This is a genomic window from Pantoea sp. ACRSB (assembly GCF_022346905.1).
In the GTDB taxonomy this organism is placed as follows: Bacteria; Pseudomonadota; Gammaproteobacteria; order Enterobacterales; family Enterobacteriaceae; genus Pantoea; species Pantoea piersonii.
In genome coordinates, this window is the sequence record NZ_JAKRNL010000009.1 from 43,188 (window position 1) to 63,825 (window position 20,638).

At 58.0% G+C, this 20,638-nt stretch carries 18 protein-coding genes and 1 pseudogene; 13 read left to right on the forward strand and 6 right to left on the reverse strand.

What is annotated here, in order from left to right; all coding sequences use genetic code 11:
• The first annotated feature begins 70 nt into the window (after positions 1 to 70).
• The 6 genes from MHZ89_RS19990 to MHZ89_RS20015 all read left to right on the forward strand — a co-directional run bounded on the left by MHZ89_RS19990 (position 71) and on the right by MHZ89_RS20015 (position 5,775).
• Complete coding sequence (locus MHZ89_RS19990; RefSeq protein ID WP_311784423.1) at positions 71 to 472, forward strand: nuclear transport factor 2 family protein; 402 nt, start codon at positions 71 to 73, stop codon at positions 470 to 472.
• A gap of 380 nt (positions 473 to 852) precedes the next feature.
• Entirely contained in the window at positions 853 to 1,743 is an 891-nt protein-coding gene (gene sapC / locus MHZ89_RS19995; protein ID WP_271153060.1) for a putrescine export ABC transporter permease SapC, read from the forward strand.
• A complete protein-coding gene (gene sapD, locus MHZ89_RS20000; RefSeq protein ID WP_311784424.1) occupies positions 1,743 to 2,738 on the forward strand; it encodes a putrescine export ABC transporter ATP-binding protein SapD in 996 nt (331 codons plus the stop codon). Before sapC ends, sapD begins: the two co-directional genes overlap by 1 nt.
• A complete protein-coding gene (sapF, locus tag MHZ89_RS20005) occupies positions 2,739 to 3,542 on the forward strand; it encodes a putrescine export ABC transporter ATP-binding protein SapF (protein WP_120454116.1) in 804 nt (267 codons plus the stop codon). It begins immediately after the preceding gene.
• Positions 3,543 to 3,660: 118 nt separating this feature from the next.
• Complete coding sequence (gene fabI / locus MHZ89_RS20010) at positions 3,661 to 4,449, forward strand: enoyl-ACP reductase FabI (RefSeq protein WP_120454114.1); 789 nt, start codon at positions 3,661 to 3,663, stop codon at positions 4,447 to 4,449.
• A gap of 198 nt (positions 4,450 to 4,647) precedes the next feature.
• Positions 4,648 to 5,775: an oxidoreductase gene (locus MHZ89_RS20015; RefSeq protein ID WP_311784425.1), complete on the forward strand. Its 1,128-nt coding sequence runs from the start codon at positions 4,648 to 4,650 to the stop codon at positions 5,773 to 5,775.
• Here the strand turns inward: MHZ89_RS20015 and MHZ89_RS20020 are convergent.
• A complete protein-coding gene (locus tag MHZ89_RS20020; protein WP_311784474.1) occupies positions 5,751 to 6,668 on the reverse strand; it encodes a LysR family transcriptional regulator in 918 nt (305 codons plus the stop codon). The two genes, MHZ89_RS20015 and MHZ89_RS20020, sit on opposite strands and share 25 nt — an antisense overlap.
• Positions 6,669 to 6,834: 166 nt before the next feature.
• Entirely contained in the window at positions 6,835 to 7,041 is a 207-nt protein-coding gene (locus MHZ89_RS20025; protein ID WP_311784426.1) for a hypothetical protein, read from the reverse strand.
• Positions 7,042 to 7,277: 236 nt separating this feature from the next.
• Here MHZ89_RS20025 and MHZ89_RS20030 point away from each other — a divergent pair, with 236 nt between their 5' ends.
• Both MHZ89_RS20030 and MHZ89_RS20035 read left to right on the forward strand, forming a co-directional pair.
• A complete protein-coding gene (locus MHZ89_RS20030; RefSeq protein ID WP_311784427.1) occupies positions 7,278 to 7,421 on the forward strand; it encodes a hypothetical protein in 144 nt (47 codons plus the stop codon).
• A 382-nt stretch (positions 7,422 to 7,803) separates the two neighbouring features.
• Positions 7,804 to 8,013 (forward strand): hypothetical protein, encoded by a 210-nt coding sequence (locus MHZ89_RS20035; protein ID WP_311784428.1) that lies wholly within the window; start codon positions 7,804 to 7,806, stop codon positions 8,011 to 8,013.
• Between the two features lie 182 nt (positions 8,014 to 8,195).
• Here the strand turns inward: MHZ89_RS20035 and MHZ89_RS22715 are convergent.
• The 4 genes and pseudogenes from MHZ89_RS22715 to MHZ89_RS20050 all read right to left on the reverse strand — a co-directional run.
• Positions 8,196 to 8,321, reverse strand: a pseudogene (locus MHZ89_RS22715) (hypothetical protein); the annotation flags it as partial.
• A 179-nt stretch (positions 8,322 to 8,500) separates the two neighbouring features.
• Entirely contained in the window at positions 8,501 to 9,214 is a 714-nt protein-coding gene (locus MHZ89_RS20040; RefSeq protein ID WP_311784475.1) for a YoaK family protein, read from the reverse strand.
• Positions 9,215 to 9,508: 294 nt separating this feature from the next.
• Entirely contained in the window at positions 9,509 to 9,718 is a 210-nt protein-coding gene (locus MHZ89_RS20045; protein WP_120454107.1) for a hypothetical protein, read from the reverse strand.
• Between the two features lie 50 nt (positions 9,719 to 9,768).
• Positions 9,769 to 11,355, reverse strand: a complete 1,587-nt coding sequence (locus MHZ89_RS20050) for a PTS transporter subunit EIIC (RefSeq protein WP_311784429.1) — start codon at positions 11,353 to 11,355, stop codon at positions 9,769 to 9,771.
• Between the two features lie 250 nt (positions 11,356 to 11,605).
• Between MHZ89_RS20050 and MHZ89_RS20055 the strand changes: the two genes are divergently transcribed.
• The 5 genes from MHZ89_RS20055 to pdeR all read left to right on the forward strand — a co-directional run bounded on the left by MHZ89_RS20055 (position 11,606) and on the right by pdeR (position 20,636).
• The gene (locus tag MHZ89_RS20055; RefSeq protein WP_311784430.1) at positions 11,606 to 13,909 is read left to right on the forward strand and encodes an FdhF/YdeP family oxidoreductase; all 2,304 of its coding nucleotides are present in this window, start codon (positions 11,606 to 11,608) and stop codon (positions 13,907 to 13,909) included.
• Positions 13,910 to 14,031: 122 nt separating this feature from the next.
• Complete coding sequence (locus tag MHZ89_RS20060; protein WP_311784431.1) at positions 14,032 to 15,966, forward strand: exoribonuclease II; 1,935 nt, start codon at positions 14,032 to 14,034, stop codon at positions 15,964 to 15,966.
• Positions 15,967 to 16,147: 181 nt separating this feature from the next.
• Positions 16,148 to 18,214 carry a carbon starvation CstA family protein gene (locus tag MHZ89_RS20065; protein ID WP_311784432.1) on the forward strand — a complete coding sequence of 689 codons (2,067 nt, stop codon included), beginning with the start codon at positions 16,148 to 16,150 and terminating at the stop codon, positions 18,212 to 18,214.
• A complete protein-coding gene (locus MHZ89_RS20070) occupies positions 18,207 to 18,491 on the forward strand; it encodes a CstA-like transporter-associated (seleno)protein (RefSeq protein WP_311784433.1) in 285 nt (94 codons plus the stop codon). The genes MHZ89_RS20065 and MHZ89_RS20070 overlap by 8 nt, the downstream gene beginning before the upstream one ends.
• 159 nt (positions 18,492 to 18,650) lie before the next feature.
• Positions 18,651 to 20,636 (forward strand): cyclic di-GMP phosphodiesterase, encoded by a 1,986-nt coding sequence (pdeR, locus tag MHZ89_RS20075; protein ID WP_311784434.1) that lies wholly within the window; start codon positions 18,651 to 18,653, stop codon positions 20,634 to 20,636.
• Positions 20,637 to 20,638 lie beyond the last annotated feature (2 nt).

Sequence of the window (20,638 nt, forward strand, 5' to 3'; positions counted from 1 at the left end):
GAAGTTAATTAGGCTGGTGTCAGGCCCGCAACACTTTGTCGGCCGGTAACCACTTCAGGAGTCCCTGACCATGAAAACCGCCGTACAGCTACTGCAACTTTATCTGGATTCAATACGCGATCCCCGCGCCGCCGCGGCGCTTTTCGCCGCTGATGGCGCGCTGGAGTTGCCCTACCTGAAAACGCTTGGCCTGCCGCATCGCGCGCAGGGCGCGAAAGAAATTGAGTCCTTTATTGCTGGCCTGCTGGAGAAAGTGCCCGATTTCCGCTTCCGTAATATTGAGTTTTTGATCGATACGCCGACCCAGGCTTTTGGCGAATACAGCGTCGAAGCGGGTATCGCAGGCACCGACCGCATCTACAGGCAGACCTATGCTGGTCGCTTGGTAGCGGTAGCGGGAAAAATTACCCTGCTGAGGGAGTCGCTTGATACGCTGGCCGCCTGGCGCGCCTTTTCCGGCGAACAGAGCTGAGCTGGCTTAACTGCGGAAAAGAGCGTCCCGCTCTTTTCCGGCTCGCATAGCGCTCGCTTCAGGCTGGCCTGACAGCGCAGAAGCTGACCTTCTGTTACCCCTGAATGAAATTGCTGCCGCCGTTCCCTTGCCTGTAAGAGGGTTATCGACGGATAATCCTCTGTAACGAGCGGCGCGCGCCTGCGCCTTTCGCTCTTTGCTGTCTTCTGCACTGTGTACGCTCCCTTTTCGTATACGCAAGCGTGGCAACTGAATCCGTACCGCCGTTCCTGCTAAGCGCAGTACGACATGATAACGCTGAGAATCTGAGCAACACATTGATATGACAGAAAATTTTAAATTGCCGCAACCCATCCAGACCAAACCTCAAGCGACTGCGTATGCCCTACGATAATGTCTATGCCGAGAAGCGGCTGCCCGGCGCGTTTCGCCGCAGCTGGCACCACTTTTATCGCAACACCACCGCCATGATCGGCCTGTATGGCTTTGGCGCGCTGCTGTTCCTTTGCCTGTTTGGCGGACTGCTGGCGCCCTATGGCATCGATCAGCAATTTCTCGGCTATCAACTACTGCCGCCCTCCTGGTCGCGCTATGGCGATGTCTCTTTTTTCCTCGGCACCGATGACCTGGGCCGCGACGTACTGAGCCGTCTGCTGAGCGGCGTGGCGCCCACCGTCGGCTCCGCCATTCTGGTGACGCTGTTTGCAACGCTGTGCGGACTGGCGCTCGGCGTGCTGGCGGGCATCACCCACGGCTTACGCTCAGCCGTTATGAACCACGTGCTGGATACGCTGCTGTCGATACCGTCGCTGCTGCTGGCAATTATCGTGGTGGCGTTTCTCGGCCCACGCCTGGAGCACGCGCTGCTGGCGGTCTGGCTGACGCTATTGCCGCGTCTGGTGCGCGCCACCTATAGCGCAGTGCACGACGAGCTGGAAAAAGAGTATGTGGTGGCCGCGCGCCTCGACGGCGCTACTAATGTCGATATTCTGCGGCACGCGATTCTGCCCAACGTGCTGCCGATGCTTATCAGCGAAGTAACGCGCTCGCTGTCGCTGGCGATCCTGGATATCGCCGCGCTCGGCTTTCTCGACCTCGGCGCGCAGCTGCCTTCGCCCGAATGGGGCGCGATGCTCGGCGATTCGCTGGAGCTGGTCTATGTCGCGCCCTGGACGGTAATGCTGCCGGGCGTGGCGCTGATGATCAGCGTATTAATTGTTAACCTGCTGGGCGACGGCATCCGCCGCGCCGTAGAGGCGGGAGTAGAATAATGCCGTTACTCGATATTCGTAATCTGACCATTGAATTTATGACCGCCGACGGCCCCGTGAAAGCGGTGGATCGCATCAACCTGACGCTTATGGAAGGCGAAGTGCGCGGGTTAGTGGGCGAATCGGGCTCGGGCAAAAGCCTGGTGGCAAAGGCGATCTGCGGCGTGACCAAAGATAACTGGCGCGTTACCGCCGACCGTATGGTGTTTGACGATATTGACCTGCTGCGTCTGTCGCCGCGCGAGCGCCGCCGCATCGTCGGACACAACGTCTCGATGATTTTTCAGGAACCGCAGTCCTGTCTCGATCCTTCGGAGCGCATCGGCCGCCAGCTGATGCAGGCTATTCCGCGCTGGACCTACAAAGGCCCCTGGCTGCGCCGCTTCTGGTTCTGGCGTAAAACCCGCGCCATCGAGCTGCTGCACCGCGTCGGCATCAAAGATCACAAAGATATTATGCGCAGCTTTCCCTATGAGCTGACCGAAGGCGAATGCCAGAAGGTGATGATCGCTATCGCGCTGGCCAACCAGCCGCGTCTGCTGATCGCCGATGAGCCGACCAACGCCATGGAGCCGACGACCCAGGCGCAAATTTTTCGCCTGCTGAGCCGCCTTAATCAGAATAACAACACCACTATTCTGCTGATCAGCCACGACTTGCGCACCATGAGCCAGTGGGCGGATCGCATCAACGTGATGTACTGCGGGCAGACGGTAGAAACCGCGGGCAGCGACGACCTGATGACCACGCCGCACCATCCTTATACGCAGGCGCTGATCCGCGCGATGCCCGATTTTGGCCGCTCGCTGCCGCACAAGAGTCGCCTTAATACCCTCTCCGGCGCCATCCCTTCGCTGGAAAGCCTGCCGATCGGCTGTAGACTCGGCCCACGCTGCCCTTATGCGCAGCGCAAATGTGTTGAAACCCCGCGTCTGAGCGGCAGTAAAACGCACCTGTTCGCCTGCCACTTTCCGCTGAATATGGAGGAGCAGTAGATGGAAACGCTGCTTGAGGTGCGCAATCTGAGCAAAACCTTTCGCTACCGCACCGGACTCTTTCGCCGTCAGCACGTCGAGGCGGTAAAGTCAGTCAGCTTTATCCTGCGCGAGAAGCAGACGCTGGCGGTTATCGGCGAGAACGGTTCCGGCAAGTCGACGCTGGCGAAAATGCTGAGCGGCATGGTGGCTCCGAGCGCAGGCGAAATCCTGATCAACGACCATCCGCTGGAGTTTGGCGACTATGGCTACCGCAGCCAGCGCATCCGCATGATATTCCAGGATCCCTCGACCTCACTTAACCCGCGCCAGCGCGTTAGCCAGATCCTCGACCTGCCGCTGCGGCTGAACAGCGATCTGCCGCCGGAAGCGCGCGAGAAGCGCATCATCGCGACGCTGCGCCAGGTGGGTCTGCTGCGCGATCACGCCGGATACTATCCGCATATGCTGGCGCCGGGACAGAAGCAGCGTCTTGGCCTGGCGCGCGCGCTGATTTTACAGCCGAAGGTGATCATCGCTGACGAAGCCCTCGCCTCGCTCGATATGACGATGCGCTCCCAGCTGGTTAATCTGATGCTGGAACTACAGGAGCAACACGGCATCACCTATATTTATGTGACGCAGCATCTCGGTATGATGAAGCACATCAGCGATCAGGTGCTGGTGATGCACCAGGGGGAAGTGGTCGAGCGCGGCGGCACCGCCGACGTGCTGGCTTCGCCGCTGCACGACCTGACTAAACGGCTGATTTCCAGTCACTTTGGCGAAGCGCTGACGGCAGAAGCCTGGCGACGCGAACGCTAATACAGGTTGGTTTACCCCATTTGCCTGAGACGTGCTAGAATCCGCACGTCGATTAACGCGGCCGCCTGTTTTTTAACCAATACGGCCGCCAACAACAATGACCATAAGGATTACAGCTATGGGTTTTCTTTCCGGTAAGCGCATTCTGATTACTGGCGTTGCCAGTAAACTCTCTATTGCCTACGGAATTGCGCAGGCGATGCACAAGCAGGGCGCAGAACTGGCTTTCACCTACCAGAACGACAAACTGAAAGGTCGTGTGGAAGAGTTTGCTAAAGAACTGGGTTCAGACATTGTTCTGCCGTGCGATGTGGCTGAAGACGAGAGCATCAAATCGCTGTTTACTGAACTGGCAAAAACCTGGCCAAAATTTGACGGTTTCGTTCACTCCATCGGTTTCGCCCCGGGCGACCAGCTGGATGGCGACTATGTGAACGCCGTTACCCGTGAAGGCTTTAAGATTGCCCACGACATCAGCGCCTACAGCTTTGTTGCGATGGCGAAAGAGTGCCGCGAGATGCTGAACCCGGGCTCCGCCCTGCTGACGCTCTCCTACCTGGGCGCAGAGCGCGCGATCCCGAACTACAACGTGATGGGTCTGGCGAAAGCGTCACTGGAAGCGAACGTACGCTATATGGCGAACGCGATGGGCCCTGAAGGCGTGCGCGTGAACGCCGTTTCTGCCGGTCCGATCCGTACCCTGGCGGCATCAGGCATCAAAGATTTCCGTAAGATGCTGGCGCACTGCGAAGCGGTTACCCCGATTCGCCGTACCGTTACCATCGAAGACGTCGGCAACTCAGCGGCGTTCCTCTGTTCTGACCTGGCCGGCGGCATCACCGGCGAGATCGTTCACGTTGACGGCGGCTTCAGCATCGCCGCGATGAACGAGCTGGAACTGAAATAAGTTGTAAGGGCGAGCCTGGCTCGCCCTCTCTTTTACCGCTCACTTTTCCCGCCTTATAGCTACAGGCTATTAATTATCACCGATCGATCTTTTGCCCTTCTCTACCGTTAAGCGACGATAAGCCAGCCCCCGGGCGCGCGTCACGGTTTCGGATTCACGCCATGCGCGACGTGCCAGTTATTTGCAAAAGGAATAACCATGGAACAACGCCGCTATCCTGGCCATCACCACTGGTTTTACGAGAGCCAGACCAGCCCGCACGCCATCCAGGCTGAGCCGCTGGTTCCCGAAGCAGCCCTTATCAACGACCGTTTCCTGCTCGGTTTACAGCAGGAGGCCAGCGCGCTTCAGCCGCTGTTGCAGGCCAGCCAGCCGATGCTGCTTGCCTCAAGAGATCTCAGCCAGCTGCTGTTTCCCGATCGCGTGACGGCGACGCTGACCCATACCCTGACCCTTTACGATCGACTCAGCACCGCGCTGACCGTCGCGCAGATCGCGGGCGTGCAGCGCCTGTGCAATCACTATTCGGCGCGCCTCAACCCGCTGCCCGGCCCCGACTCTTCACGGGAGAGCAACAACCGCCTGACCCAGCTGACGCAGTATGCGCGCCAGCTGGCGATGCAGCCGGAACTGATTAACGCGGCGGCGCTCCGGGCGCTGGACGCCGTGGGCCTCACCGAGCCGGATATCGTCACGCTGAATCAGATCGTCGGCTTCGTCAGCTATCAGGCGCGCGTCGTCGCCGGTTTGCATGCGCTGCTGGCGCTGCCTGTGCGCTGGCTGCCGGGCGTAACGCCGCCGCCTGACGCCAGCCGCGACGGCTTTGCCGAGAAGCAGACGTGGAAACCGGGCATTAAGCCGCTGGAGCTGCGCTACGCCAGCGCCGAGCAGCTTGCCGCCGTCACCTTTTGCCAGCCGCATCCCGATCTTGCCGATACGGTGTGGCTGCTGGCGCACGACGCCGCCGCGCTCTACGGCTGGCAAACGCTGCGCCTGCGCATCATCCCTGCCGCCTTTACGCCGCTGGCAGAGGCGACCTGCGCCCGCGCGCTCGGCTGCCGCTGGGCGTTTCAGTTTTTCCCGGTTGAGGTGCGCGACGCGCTGCTGGAGTCCGTTGATGAGGCCGCCAGCCAGCCGACGACGCAGGGCCGCGTTGTGGCGCTGGCGGCGCAGCTGACGCGCTCGCCGGAGCGCTTCAGCGCGGCGCATCTGCAACCGCTGGTCGCAGAAGGCTGGCAGCCGGAAGCGCTGTTCGCCCTGATTCAGGCGGTGGCGATCGGCAACTGGAACAGTCGGCTGTTTTACGCCATGGGTGAAACGGCGTAGCTTTCGAGGTGGCTGCGCGCCTCGTCGAAGAAGTGCTGCGACAGCGGCGACGCGCGGCCCGGCTCGGCAATCACCAGCGCCGCCTGGCGCGCCATATGGGTAATAGTAATCGGCCGCTGCGCCATGCCGTTCAGCATCGAAGGCAGCAGATGGCCGACAGGCGACACCAGCACCCCTAACCCCACCTGCGCGCTCTGCACCAGCTCAAGAATAGCGGCGCTCTCTACCATGACCTGCGGCGTCAGGCCCGCTTCGCGGAAAGCCATATCCAGATAGCGGCGGAAATAGCGCGTCGGCTCCGAGAGGCAGAGCGGCAAGGCGGCGAGCGCAGCCAGCGAGAGAGGCTCATCGCTGACCAGTTCGGGAAACTGCGCGGGATCGAAAATCGCTTCTACCCCGCGTTCGGGCAGAAAGGCCGTCTGAAAATGCAACTCGCGCAGCGTCGCCAGCTCAAAAAAGCCGATGCCAACGTCAACCGTATGGCTGTTCAGCGCCTCCAGCAGCTGATCGGCGCTCAGCGCGGCGATCCGGTAGTTAAGCTGCGGATAGCGGTTCTGCACTTTTTTCAAAAGCTCCGGCAGCGCCACGCTGCACTGCGGCATCACGCCGATGCGCAACGTACCGTTGACGCCATGCTTCAGCGACTCCACTTCCAGCTTTAGCCCCTGATAGACCGAGACGATTTCCCGCGCCCACGCCAGCACGCGGTCGCCTTCCGGCGTGAAGCCGACAAAGTTATTGCTGCGGTTAATCAGCGACAGTCCGAGTTCGCGCTCAAGGTTTTTCAGGCGCATTGAGAGCGTTGGCTGACTGACGAAACTGGCCTCCGCCGCCCGCCCAAAGTGGCGCTCGCGCTCAAGGTTGCAGAGGTAAATTAACTGTTTAATGTCTATTTTCTTTACCTATCAATCGCTTAACAAGGTTTTCTGTGTGTAAAAATAAAATTATGTACTGGCAGGCGTACTCAATAAAAAATGCCTTTGTAATTTACCTTTGATCTTCAGGTAGGGCCGCCGGGTTGTCAACGTGAAGCCCAAAATGAGATGGAAACTGCAACGCTTAGATCGTCGGTCGGAACTTATTTTCATCATCGACAATTGTCGCAGTAACTTTACCTGGCACGATAATTCTCCCCATCACCTCTCCCTCCATCGTTTCTCCGTCTGGCGTGATTAGCCCGGACGCGAACAAAATCCCGATTATCGGATAACCATCATACTGAAACGCCACTTTATCACCTGGTTTCGCCTGTTCCGCGCTGTCCACGATGACAAAGCATCCTGCGTTTCGATGCGATATGTACTCGAAGCGTAGTGCGCATAATCCGGATCCGCATGATGTAAGTCGTATAGTTCATGTGAAGCTGTCACATCACGTCCCTTATGTTACGGAGCGCCGCCTTGCCGTTGCGTAGCCAGCGTTGAAGAGTCCGCCTGAGTGCAGATTTTTTATGGATAAAAATCGCCCTCCGCCACAGGTTGCTAAACCGAAGTATGCAGTGAATGGCAGGGACAAAAATTCAAAAAGGCCGCCCGCAGGCGACCTTTTTGAATTTGAATATGCCCCACCCGGCGCTTATCTCCGGCACTCGTAATGGCTTAGCTCTTGAAGGGGCTGAAAACAGGTTACTAAAAATCCCGATGTGAAATTTTGCAACAACCCACACTTTTAAGATTAATCCTATTAAAATGCGCCTGGCTGACTTGCGATTACTATCGGCGTAAGTAGCCGCGGCTATTAACGCAGGCACACCGGGCTCTCTCTCACCGGACGCGCAGTATCAGGTGAAACAGACCCTGATGTATCTGAAGCAGCGTAAGGCTGACAACGAGCGGTTCCGCAAAGCAGGTGACGCGCAGCCGCGCACGTTTGAGCAGTACGATCATCCGTAACGGATGATGGCTTAGCAGAGCAGAAAGCCGCCCACCGAGGCGGTTTTTTATTGCTCACGCGGCTATAGTTTTACAAAGAAGAGTCGATGAAGTTTCCACGGGGAATGGACCCGGTATATCAGAAGGACGTCAGGGAGTGAAAAAGACAATCTATCTTCCTCAGTTTGATAAGAGCGCTGTAGCAGAAATCTTCGGGAATAAAATCACTGTACGTTATGAAGGTAACGAAGATTTCCCGAGATCTTTGAAAGTAAAAGACCAGTACTATGTAGTTATTGACGGTGAAGAAAAGACCATGGTTCTTGTTCGTAAAGCTATTGGCTCATGGCAGTTTTCTCTGCAGTAACAACCAGACAATCCAACAGACCTCGCTACGGCGGGGTTTTTTATTGCCTACAGGAAACCGAAATGACACATCCAGATCCGATAGATGAAGCAGCACGCGAGCAGCATTTGATAGCAATGGCACTGGCGAACCATCTGTGGGTCTATTCCTTCTTCCAGAGCACGCCTGATGTTTAACAGTTCATCCCGAGCGTCTTTCAGTCGCAACAGGGGATAAGTTCCGATGTCAGCACGCCGCTGCTTGCCAGCAAACATGTAACGCATCTGGAAAACTATCTTGTCTTTTCGATACGTGGATAGAGAGACCATCGCGATCGGTTTTCCCGAATCTAAATAAAAAATGACCGCTTTTCAGGCGACCTTTCGGCAGTCTCATATTGATGTCACTGTTACAGCCTGATGCGCCTAAGCGCACCGCCCCCTTCTGCCCCGGCGCTTTGCGCTCTGCAGCAGATGGATCTGTGTCGCTTCATAAAAGATGGCAGACATTACCGTTGGGGCTGCCTGAAGATAGTATGCAAGGCCAGCAGCATAAGCATAAGGCCGATCAGAATGATAAAAAGATATCCCAGCAGGCGATAGAGCCAGATACCGGCCACGCCGCCTGACAGAAAAGAGAGGAGCGTTAGGGCATGAAGTTTTAGACGATCAAGATAAAGCGGCGTGTACTCAGGAGACTCTTTGCGTCTCAGGATATCGAACAGCATTGCCAGCTCAATACCGATATCGGTTGAGGTTCCGGAAACGTGGGTAGTTCTTACCCGGGCGTTCGATATCCTCGTCACCACCGCATTTTGCAGCCCCATCAGGAAGCTCAGGCATAATATTAATACCACCCCAGGTGAAAGCGGCGTTAGCCAGGTTTCAACCACGCCGAGACCCACCAGTCCCGCTCCCTCAATCAATATATTCAAGGCGTAGACCGTGGGTATCTTTCGCCTGCGGCCGATATTAATAATGACCGTTGAGAAGGCGGAGCCAGCGATAAAAACCGCGATAACCGACAGAAAAAAGATGGCCGGGGCAATATTGGCTTTAGCAAGATTGTCTGAAAGCGAGGAAACATTTCCTGTCATATTGGCCGAGAAAAAGCCTACAACTTCAAATGCTGCGGTATTGAGCGCGCCAGCCACGGCGGCAAGCGTAGAGGCGAGTCGGATATCCGCTGAGGTGCTGCGTAATTGTTCAGTGCTGATCAGCATAGCGTCTGCAGTGCCGGAAAAACGTAGCGCTATGTTCCTCTTATCCAGTCTCAGTGACAAGCTGACAAAACGCCTGTTTTTATCTGGCCAGCTCGCCGCGCTTTCACCAGTCGTATAACCGCTGAAAAGAAAAAGCGTCAGGATCTCCTGCAGGGACAAAGATAAAAAGCGTGTTCACAGCGCAAGATAAAGGCGGGAACGCCGATCGGCGGCGTAGTAGCTGGAAAAGGCACTGATACAGCTCCCACCATAACCAACCTTGTCAGCCAGGTGGGAACCCGATATGGCTAAACGCTACTTTTTATCTCGATCCTGATAGGGATCTTTCTTGTCATCGTTATGGTCATCGCGGGTGCGAGGGATTTCGCCGTGTTCATTGGGCGCGTCAACCGCCGGATGATCGTCCTCTTCATAGGCGTTGCCAACGTGCGGCGTGCTTTCGGGGGCGCTCTTGCTCACGTCGCCTTCCTGTTTACGTTCTTCATTGGTTTTATGTTTAAACATTTCCGTCTCCTTGTTCACTTCCGGTCTGTTAAGTGTAGACGTAAATCGTTTCACGCCACGCCGAGCGCGCTTTTCACTTCGTTAGCGATCGTTTCGACCTGCGGCCCATAGATAACCTGGATATCGTGCTCGCTGACGCGATTGATGCCGTTAGCGCCGGTAGTGAGCAGCGTCTGATCCACCACTTCTTTCATATCTTTGACCCGTACGCGCAGGCGGGTAAAGCAGCAATCGACATCCTCAATATTCGCCTCTCCCCCCAGGCCGCTGATAATGACTCTGGTGCGCTCACCCGCCGCCACCTGCTGCGGTTTTTCATCGTCAGACTCACGTCCCGGCGTCTCCACGCCCATACGCGTGATAACAAACCGAAATCCGTAGTAGTAGAGCGGCGCATAGAGTGCGCCGAGCGCCAGCGTCCACCACCAGTGCGTTTTACTGCCGCCAAGGATGCCGAATACCACCAGATCGATTACGCCGCCCTGTACGTTGCCAATCATCAGATGCAGCATCGACATCAGCATAAAAGAGAGACCGGTAAGCAGCGCATGCATCAGATAGAGCACCGGCGAAACAAAGATAAAGCAGAACTCCAGCGGCTCGGTGATGCCGGTCGTGAACGAGGTCAGCGCGCCCGCCATCATCAACGCCTTGACCCGCTGTTTATGTTCAGGGCGCGCGGTGTGGTAGATCGCCAGCGCAGCGGCTGGCAGACCGAACATCATGACCGGGATCTTACCCTGCGCGAGAAACTGGGTGGCGCTGCGCAGCGTGTCGTCAGGCACCGTTCCGGGATGGGTCAGCGACGCGTTGAAAATATTGAGCGCCCCCACCAGCGTCTGGCCGTCCACCGTGGCGATGCCGCCAATTGGCGTAAAACGTACGGTTTCGTTGAGAATATGATGCAATCCGGTCGGGATCAGGATGCGTTCCGCCGTCCCGAGCAAAAAGGCGCCATACTGTCCGCTTTTGCCAATCATCTGGCCGACCCAGGCGATGCCCGCGCCGAGCGTCGGCCAGATCAGCGCCAGCAGCACGCCCACCAGCGGCAGAAAGACCACGGTGACGATGGGCACGAAGCGACGTCCGCCGAAAAAGCTGATAGCGGTCGGCAACTGCTGGGTATAGAAGCGATTATGCAGCATGACCGTCAACAGCCCGGCAATGACGCCGCCCAGCACGCTCATGTTGTAGGTGAAGATGCCCAGCATCTGGATATATTCCGCCGAGGTCATCATTGCCGCGGTCTGATCCATGCCCGCCTTCTGTAGCGCTTCTGGCGTGGTGGTTGCCGCCGTCAACCCTTTCGCCGCCAGCGTGGCGTTGATGCCAACGTTCATGGCGATATAACCGATAACGGCGGCAAAGGCTGCCGTCGGCTTCTCCGCCTTCGCCAGGCCAATGGCGCTGGCCACCGCGAAAAAAACCGGCAGGTTGGCAAAAAGCGCGCCCGCCACTTTACGAATGAAACCGATAATCAGCTGCGGCACCTGCATCTGAGCAAAGGCGTCGCCGGTAATCGCCGGGTTCTGCATCGCGGCCGCGAGGCCGAGGAAGATCCCCGCCGCCGCGATCACCGAGATCGGCATCATTAAGGCTTTGCCAAATGCATGGATCTGACTGGTGAGCTGTTTCATGGGGTGCGCCCTTTCAGAGGAGAAGGTGCAAGTATTGACCCGATGCGCCAGTAACTCCCGTTATCGGCGGGTTACCAGAGGGTAAAATTTGAGCAGCGTCACAATTACGCCTGCGCCGCGATAAATGGTGGCTATCGCACCATTAAGTCAATCAATTAGACAACTTATGATTGCAGTCGCACACTTCCCTCACCGTCAGGATATATCCTGATAACAAACTTCCTACAAAAAACATAAGCCTGCACTCACCATGAAATTCAAACGTAAAATTAAGCCTTACCGCGCCGCTGCGGGCGGTTGGGGTTCGCTGGAAGCCACTACCCGTTTCGTTTTCGACAGCAAGGCCGCGCTGAAAAATATGCGCAACCTGATGCGCATGAACAAAGCACGCGGCTTCGACTGCCCGGGCTGCGCCTGGGGCGACGATAACAAAAGCACCTTTAGTTTCTGTGAAAACGGCGCTAAAGCGGTGACCTGGGAAGCGACGCGTCGCGTGGTCGATACCGATTTCTTCGCACAGCACAGCGTCACCAAACTCTATGCCCAGAGCGACTACTTCCTGGAGTATCAGGGCCGTCTGACCCACCCGATGCGCTATAACGCTGAAACCGACCACTACGAGCCGGTCAGCTGGGATGACGCCTTTGCGCTCATTGCGCAGCACATTAAGGCGATGGATAACCCGAATCAGATGGAGCTTTACACCTCCGGTCGCGCCAGCAACGAAGCCTCCTGGCTCTATCAGCTGTTCGGCCGTCTGGCGGGCACCAATAACTTCCCGGACTGCTCCAACATGTGTCACGAAGCGAGCGGCGCCGGTCTGAAGCGCAGCATCGGCGTCGGCAAAGGCACCATTCGTCTCGACGACTTCGACCATGCTGACGCGATCTTCGTCTTTGGCCAGAACCCGGGCACCAACCACCCGCGTATGCTGCACAGCCTGCGCCACGCTGCCGATCACGGCGCGAAAATCGTAACCTTCAACACGCTGCGTGAACGTGGCCTTGAGCGTTTCGCCGATCCGCAGAAGCCGCTGGAAGTGGTCACCTCCAAAGCGGGCACCATCAGCTCCGCCTACTATCAGCCGAATCTCGGCGGTGATATGGCGGCGGTGCGCGGCATGGTGAAAGCGCTGCTGGAGACCCATCGCGCCCGCGTAGCGGCCGGTGAGAAAGGCCTGTTTGACGAAGCCTTTATTAACGCGACCACCCACGGCGTCGAAGCCTATTTCGATGCGGTAGACAACACCGACTGGATGCAGATCGTGCAGCAGTCTGGTTTGAGCGAAGCGCAAATCCGCGAAGCTGCGGCGATTTACCAGAGTTCCGATCGCGTTATTGTCACCTGGGCGATGGGCATTACTCAGCACAAGCACTCGGTGGATACGGTACGCGAAATCGTCAACCTGCAGCTGCTGTTCGGCCAGCTCGGCAAGAAAGGCGCTGGCCTCTGCCCGGTACGCGGCCACAGTAACGTGCAGGGCAACCGCACTATGGGTATCGATGAGAAGCCCAGCAAAGCCTTCCTCGACGCGCTCGGCAGCCACTTCGGCTTTGAGCCGCCGCGCGAACACGGCCATAACACGGTTGACGCGCTAAATGCGATGCTGCGCGACGAGATCAAAGTGCTGATCGCGCTGGGTGGCAACCTGGCAGCCGCCGCCCCCGATTCGCCGCGCACCGAAGAGGCGCTGCAGCGCTGTGGTCTGACGGTGCACATCAGCACCAAGCTCAACCGTAGCCACCTGGTGCCGGGCGCAGAGAGCCTGATCCTGCCGACGCTGGGCCGTACCGAGCGCGACACGCAGGCGAGCGGCAACCAGTTCATCACCGTTGAGGACTCCTTCAGCATGGTGCACGCCTCTGAGGGCATCGGCATTCCGCTGGCGGAGACGCAGCGCTCAGAAACCGCCATTGTGGCGGGCATCGCGCACGCGGTGCTGGGCGATGAAAAAGTTAAGTGGCTGGAGCTGGCCGCCGATTACAACCTGATCCGCGACCATATCGCCGCCACGATCCCGGGCTTCGCCGACTTCAATGAGAAGTGCGACCTGCCGGGCGGTTTCTACCTCGGCAACGCGGCGGCGGACCTGCGCTTCAACACCCCGACGCAGAAAGCGGAGTTCAGCAGCGCAGCGCTGCCTGAATCGCTCTTCCCGGCGGATGTGGCTGAGGTGCCGTTTACGCTGCAGACGCTGCGTTCGCATGACCAGTACAACACCACGATTTACGGCCTTGATGACCGCTACCGCGGCGTTTACGGCCAGCGCGAAGTGGTGTTTATCAACCCGGAAGATATGCAGGCGCTCGGCTTTACGGAAGGTCAGCTGGTGGATATCGAAACCCTGTGGAACGACAATATTTCGCGTCGCGTCAGCGGTTTCAAACTGGTTCGCTACAATATTCCGCGCGGTAACCTCGCGGCTTATTACCCGGAAACCAACCCGCTGGTTCCGCTCAACAGCTTCGGCGATATCAGCGGCACGCCGACCTCCAAATCGGTTCCGGTTAAGCTGGAGCTGTCGGTTTCACTGCCTACGCAGCGCATTGCGTAAGGTCAGAGTTTCCTTAGATAAAAGCCGGTTAATCCGGCTTTTTTACCCTCTTTTGCCTTGCCGCGCGCCCCTGATTCGCGTAAAACTAGCAGCCGCTCTTAGGCCACGAAACTAAACTGACTATGTTCCAGGATAATCCGCTGCTCGCGCAGCTCAAAGAGAAGCTCCACGCGCAGACTCCTCGCGCAGAAGGTGTTGTTAAAGGCACCGAAAAAGGTTTCGGCTTCCTTGAAGTCGACGCGCAGAAAAGCTATTTCATTCCGCCGCCGCAGATGAAGAAGGTGATGCACGGCGACCGTGTTTCCGCCATCATCCACAGCGACAAGGATCGTGAAAGCGCCGAGCCTGAAACGCTGATCGAACCTTTTCTCAGCCGCTTTGTCGGCCGCGTGCAGAAGAAAGATGACCGTCTTTCCATCGTCCCGGACCATCCGTTATTAAAAGACGCTATCCCCTGCCGTCCGGTGCGTGGCCTGAGCCATGATTTCCAGGCAGGCGACTGGGCCGTCGCTGAAATGCGCCGTCACCCGCTGAAAGGCGACCGCGGTTTCTATGCCGAACTGACTGAATTTATCGTTAAAGCCGACGATCATCTGGCGCCGTGGTGGGTCACCCTGTCGCGCCATAATCTGGAGCGCGAAGCGCCGCAGGTTGGCTTTGGCGAGATGCTGGATGAAAACCTGACGCGTGAAGATCTGACCGCGCTCGATTTCGTCACCATCGACAGCGCCAGCACCGAAGATATGGATGACGCGCTCTATGTCGAAGAGAACGCCGACGGCATGCTGAGCCTCACTATCGCTATCGCCGACCCGACCGCTTACGTGCCGGAAGGCAGCGAGCTGGATAAACTGGCGGCGCAGCGCGCGTTCACCAACTATCTGCCGGGCTTTAATATCCCGATGCTGCCACGCGAACTCTCCGACGACGTCTGTTCGCTGCGTCCGAACGTGCGCCGCCCGGCGCTGGCCTGCCGCGTTACCGTCGCGCAGGATGGATCGCTGGGCGACGACGTACACTTTTTTGCCGCGTGGATCGAATCTAAAGCCAAACTGGTTTACGACGAGGTTTCCGACTGGCTGGAAAACAGCGGCGAATGGCAGCCGCAGAGCGAGGCGATCGCCCGTCAGATCCGTCTGCTGCACCGCATCTGCCTGGCGCGCAGCGAATGGCGTCACAACCATGCGCTGGTGTTTAAAGATCGTCCCGATTACCGCTTTGTTCTCGGCGAGAAAGGCGAAGTGCTGGATATCGTCGCCGAACCGCGCCGTATCGCCAACCGTATGGTAGAAGAAGCGATGATCCTCGCGAACGTCTGCGCCGGTAAGGTGCTGCGCGAGAAGCTCGGCTTCGGGGTCTACAACGTGCACACCGGCTTTGACGCGACGAACGCCGAGCAGGCTGCTGCTGTGCTGTCCAGCCATGGCGTGACCGTTGACGCCGCCGCCATCACAACGCTGGAAGGCTTCCGCCAGCTGCGCCGCGAGCTGGATGCGCAGCCGACGCAGTACCTGGACAGCCGTATTCGCCGCTTCCAGTCATTTGCTGAGATCAGCACCGAGCCGGGCCCCCATTTCGGGCTGGGTCTGGAGGCTTACGCCACCTGGACCTCGCCGATCCGTAAGTCGGGCGACATGATCAACCATCGTCTGCTGAAAGCGATTATTCGCGGCGAGCAAGGCGCGCGCCCTGATGAGGCGTTGACGGTGACCATGAGCGAACGTCGTCGCCTTAACCGTATGGCGGAGCGCGACGTCGGCGACTGGCTCTACGCGCGCTGGCTGGCACCCCATGCCGGCACCGACCGCAAGTTCAGCGCGGAGATTATCGACGTCTCGCGCGGCGGCATGCGCGTGCGCCTGCTGGAGAACGGCGCGGTCGCCTTTATCCCGGCGCCCTTTATCCATGCGGTGCGCGACGAGCTGGTGTGCAGCCAGGAAAACGGCACCGTACAGATCAAAGGTGAGGTTGTCTATCGCGTCACTGACGTGATTGACGTCACCATCGCCGAAGTGCGTATGGAAACGCGCAGCGTGGTTGCCCGCCCCGCAGTCTGAGCATAAAAAAACGGGGGGATAACGATTGTTATTCCCCTTTCTTCTTTACCGCTGCTACAAATGTTAAATTTGTTCCCCGCTTCACACTTCTCAACACATTAACTTTCACTTACATTCCATTACATTACTTTTGACTCGTTGTCTTTGAACGTCCCTTTCGGTTCATACAAGGAGTGAGGTCATGAAGAACGTCAAAACCGGTGCAATCTGGTTAGCGGTGGCGTTAGTCGGCGCGGGCGCATTCGCTATGCTGGCGTTAAATCGCGGCGAACAGGTTAATGCAGTCTGGCTGGTGGTGGCCGCCGTCGCCTGCTACAGCATCGCCTATCGCTTTTATAGCCTGTTTATCGCACGCAATATTTTTGAACTGGACGACCGTCGTCGTACGCCAGCCGAACGCTTCAATGACGGCCTCGACTATGTGCCGACCAATAAATGGGTGCTGTTCGGCCACCATTTTGCCGCCATTGCAGGCGCGGGTCCGCTGGTCGGCCCGATACTGGCGGCGCAGATGGGCTTTTTGCCCGGCACCATCTGGATCCTCGTCGGCGTGATGCTAGCGGGCGCGGTGCAGGATTTCCTCGTGCTGTTTATCTCAACCCGCCGCGACGGTCGCTCGCTGGGCGAAATGGCGCGCCAGGAGCTGGGCGCTTTCGCTGGCGTGATCACCATGCTCGGCGCGCTCGGCGTGATGATCATTATTCTCTCCGCGCTGGCGCTGGTGGTGGTGAAAGCGCTGGCTAACTCGCCGTGGGGTCTCTTTACTATCGCCGCGACGATCCCGATTGCGCTGCTGATGGGCGTCTATATGCGCTTTATCCGCCCTGGCAAAATCGCGGAAGTCTCCTTGATTGGCTTTGTGCTGATGATGGCGGCGATTATCTACGGCGGAAACGTCGCCCAGGATCCCTTCTGGGGCCCCTTCTTTACCCTGAAAGGCACCTCGCTGACCTGGGTGCTGGTTATCTACGGCTTTGTTGCCTCGGTGCTGCCGGTCTGGCTGCTGCTGGCGCCGCGCGACTACCTCTCGACCTTCCTGAAAATCGGTGTGATTGTCGGGCTGGCGATCGGCATCCTGTTTGCCATGCCGGAAATGAAAATGCCAGCCGTTACGCGTTTTATTGACGGCAGCGGCCCGGTCTTCTCGGGACAGCTTTTCCCCTTCCTGTTTATCACCATCGCCTGCGGCTCGATTTCCGGCTTTCATGCGCTGGTCTCCAGCGGCACCACGCCGAAGCTGGTGGAGCGCGAGAGTCATATCCGCTTTATCGGCTATGGCGCGATGCTGATGGAATCTTTCGTCGCCATTATGGCGCTGATCTGCGCCTCGGTTATCGATCCTGGCGTCTACTTCGCCATGAACTCACCTGCCGCGCTGATCGGCACAACGGTCGAGAACGCCTCGCAGGTGATTAACGGCTGGGGCTTTGTGGTGACGCCGGAGACGCTCGCCAGCATCGCGCGTGACGTCGGCGAAACCTCAGTGCTGTCGCGCGCGGGCGGCGCGCCGACCTTTGCAGTCGGCATGGCGCATATTATCACCGACGTCTTTAACAGCCGCGCGATGATGGCCTTCTGGTATCACTTCGCTATTCTGTTTGAAGCGCTGTTTATACTTACCGCCGTGGATGCCGGCACGCGCGCCTGTCGCTTTATGGTGCAGGACCTGGTCGGCACCGTAGTGCCGTCGCTGGCGAATAACCGGTCGTGGGCGGGCAATATGGCGGGCACCGCGGTGTCAGTCGCCGGCTGGGGCTTTTTCGTCTATCAGGGCGTGGTCGATCCGCTGGGCGGCATTAATACGCTATGGCCACTGTTCGGCATCGGCAACCAGATGCTCGCTTCGATGGCGCTGATCCTCGGCACCGTGGTGCTGTTTAAGATGAAGAAGCAGCGCTACGCCTGGGTAACGATTCTGCCGACCGCCTGGCTGTTTATTACCTCCATGACGGCGGGCTGGCAGAAAATTTTCCATGAGAAGCCCTCAATCGGCTTTCTGGCGCAGGCGAATAAGTTCCGTAAAGGCATCGACGAAGGCGTGATTATCGCGCCGGCGAAGAGCGTGGCGGATATGCAGACCATCGTGTTCAGCAATCAGATCAACGCTGTGCTGTGCGGCTTCTTTATGCTGGTGGCGGTGACGATGCTTATCGCCGCGTTCTTCGTTATTCGTCGCGCCCTGCAAAGCAACGTGCCGACCACGCACGAAGCGGAGCCGTCGCTGCGTAAGGAGGTTCATCATGTCTGATGCGATTCGCCGCGCCGTCCGCCCGGCAAGCCTGGGCGGCATTATCTGCTGCCGCCCCATCGCCGCGCCCGCGCGTTTTAGCTGGCGCAGGTTATGGCGTGGGCTGCAGCAAAGTTTCCGGCTGATGGTCGGCGTGCAGGATTATCAAAATTATCTTCAGCATATGCAGCGTCAACATCCGGATCTGCCCCCGATGAGCGAGCGCGATTTCCATCGATACTGTCTTGATGCCCGGTTCCCCAGCCAGGCAGGCAAGCTGGGGAAATGTCCTTGTTAAGCAGGGAAATCGGCCCCGCGGTGCGGGGCTTTTTTGTGCCATTGTTAATCAGACCGGAAAATATATTTGGCTGGCATCTTGTGCTGAAGTCAGATGCCGAATACTGTTGATAAAATAATGAGATAACGCCAGCAGAGCACTCCCCCGGAGGACCTTTCCATGACCGATGAACAAGGGCAAACGTTGCTATACACCTTGTTTGGCACGACCAGCCCTCATTGGCGCCTGACCACCGACAGCGATGCTTTGCATTTAGCAGAGGATGAAAACGCGCATACCAACATCGCCGTTGCGCTGACCCCCGCGCAGGCCAGCCTGTTGCGCGCGATGCCGGTGATCACCTCCAGCGTCAACCTGACGCTGTCGCTGCACGGCACGCCGGTGCCCATGCACTTTGTCGGCCGTAAGGTTAATCAGTCAAGCTGGGCGGGCACCGCTTCCGCCTGGGGCGATACCTCTGCGGTCGCGCGCGATCTGACCCAGGGCCTCTCTTTTGCCGAACAGGTGGTTTCTGAAGCCAACTCGGTGATCGTTATTCTCGATCAGCGCGGCAATATTCAGCGCTTTAACCGCCTCAGCGAAGAGTACACCGGCCTGAATGAACATGAAGTGATTGGCCGTAACGTTTTCCAGCTGTTTATGACCAAACAGGAGGCGGCCGCTTCGCGCCGCAATATCGCCGGTTTCTTCCGCGACGGCAATTCCTATGAGGTTGAGCGCTGGGTGAAAACCCGTAAGGGCCAGCGACTCTTTCTGTTTCGTAATAAGTTCGTTCACAGCGGCAGCGGGAAAAATGAAATTTTCCTCATCTGTTCAGGAACGGACATAACTGAAGAGCGACGGGCGCAGGAGCGCCTGCGGGTGATGGCAAACACCGATACCGTGACCGGTTTGCCTAATCGCAACGCTATTCACCAGCAAATTAGCCTGGCGCTGGAGCTGGCGAAAGGCGATGAGACCGGCGTGGTCTACCTCGATCTCGATAATTTTAAAAAAGTTAACGACGCCTACGGTCATATGTTCGGCGATCAGCTGCTGCAGGCGGTATCGCTGGCTATCCTCAGCTGTCTGGGCAAAGACCAGACGCTGGCGCGCCTCGGCGGCGATGAGTTCGTGGTGCTGGCGGAGCATACCAGCCAGGCAGCTCTGGAGGCGATGGCGTCGCGCATTCTGGAGCGCCTGCGCCAGCCCTTCCGTATCGGCCTGATTGAGGTCTACAGCGGCTGTTCCATCGGCATCGCCCTCGCCCCGCTACACGGCGAGGATCGGGAAAGCCTGATCCGCAACGCCGATACCGCGATGTATCACGCAAAAGAGAACGGGCGCGGCAAGTTCTGCGTTTTCGCCGCCGAAATGAATCAGCGCGTGTTTGAGTATCTCTGGCTCGACACCAACCTGCGCAAGGCGCTGGAGCAGGATCACCTGACGGTGTTCTATCAGCCGAAGCTCGACAGCGACGGTGTAGTACGCAGCGCAGAGGCGCTGGTGCGCTGGAATTCGCCGGAGCGCGGCATGGTCTCGCCCGCCGACTTTATCCCCTATGCCGAAGAGTCTGGCCTGATTGTGCCGCTCGGCCGCTGGGTGATGCTGACGGTGCTGCGTCAGATACTGGTCTGGCGCGAACAGGGCATCAATCTGCGCGTGGCGGTCAACGTCTCCGCGCGGCAGCTCATCGACCAGAGTATCTACAGCGATCTCAGGCTGGCGCTTATCGACAGCGGGCTGACGGAGTGCCCGATCGATATTGAGCTGACCGAAAGCTGCCTGATAGAGAACGAAGCGCAGGCGCTGACCCTGATGAAACAGTTTCAGGAGCTGGGCGCGCAGGTACACCTCGACGATTTCGGTACGGGCTACTCTTCGCTGTCGCAGCTGGCGCGCGTACCGATCAACGCCATCAAGCTTGACCAGAGTTTTATTCGCAATATTAATGAGCAGCCGGTCTCTCAGTCGCTGGTGCGCGCTATCGTCGCCGTCGCCAAGGCGCTGGCGTTGCAGGTGATTGCCGAAGGCATCGAGACCAAAGCGGAAGAAGAGTTTGTCCTCCTTAACGGCGTAGATGGGCGTCAGGGATATTTCTACGCAAAACCAATGCCCGCAGAACAGTTCGGGCATTGGCTGGCTAAGCATCCTGCCCGCGTTTAAAA